The following is a 703-nucleotide window of genomic DNA, read 5'->3' as shown; positions in this document are numbered from 1 at the left end:
ATCCTCGATCTCGCCGCCTATCTCGGCCAGATCGAAGGCGGCGGGCTGCAGGGCGTCGGCTTCACGCTGACCGAGCACGCCGCCATGCAGGACGGCCGCTACGTCACCGCCAACCTGGACACCTACATGATGCCCAGCATCGCCGACGCGCCCGAATCCGTCGCAACCTGCGCGCTCGAGGACCTCGACCCCGGCGACCCGTTCGGGCCGCGCGGCGCCGGCGAGCTCGGCATCGGCGCGGTCACGCCGGCGATCGCCAATGCGGTTGCCGACGCGACCGGCGTCTGGCCGCACGCCGCGCCCTTCGATGCCGAAAGGCTGCTCGACGCGCTGGGAGCGGCGGCATGATCGAGACGATTGCGGTCGCCTTTCGCCTCAATGGCGCGGACACGGCGATGCAGGTTCCGCCGGACATGCGCCTCATCGACATGCTGCGCGAGCGGCTGGGCCTGACGGCCAACAAGAAGGCGTGCGGCATCGGCCGCTGCGGCGCCTGCGCCGTGCTGATGGACGGGCGGCCGGTGAATTCCTGCCTGCTGATGGCATGGCAGATCGTCGGCGCGGACATCCTCACGCCCGAAGGTCTCGACGCCCTGCCCGAGGCGGCCATCGTCCGCAGCGCGCTTGCCGAGGAGAATGCCTTCCAGTGCGGCTATTGCGCGCCGGGCTTCACGATCGTGCTCACGGCGCTGCTGCGTGAGCA

The 703-nt window shown here is 70.6% G+C and carries 2 protein-coding genes; both read left to right on the top strand.

What is annotated here, in order from left to right; all coding sequences use genetic code 11:
• The coding region (locus EOA27_RS38870) for a molybdopterin cofactor-binding domain-containing protein (protein ID WP_145970924.1) at positions 1-348 on the top strand (348 nt) is incomplete at its 5' end.
• Positions 345-703 (top strand): 2Fe-2S iron-sulfur cluster-binding protein (locus EOA27_RS38865; protein ID WP_127259019.1); only part of this gene is annotated, 359 nt, incomplete at its 3' end. The genes EOA27_RS38870 and EOA27_RS38865, both read left to right, overlap by 4 nt.

Source organism: Mesorhizobium sp. M2A.F.Ca.ET.037.01.1.1, from assembly GCF_003998075.1.
Taxonomy (GTDB): Bacteria; Pseudomonadota; Alphaproteobacteria; order Rhizobiales; family Rhizobiaceae; genus Mesorhizobium.
The sequence above is the reverse complement of the archived record's forward strand: the minus strand, read 5'-3'. Positions and strand labels throughout refer to the sequence as shown.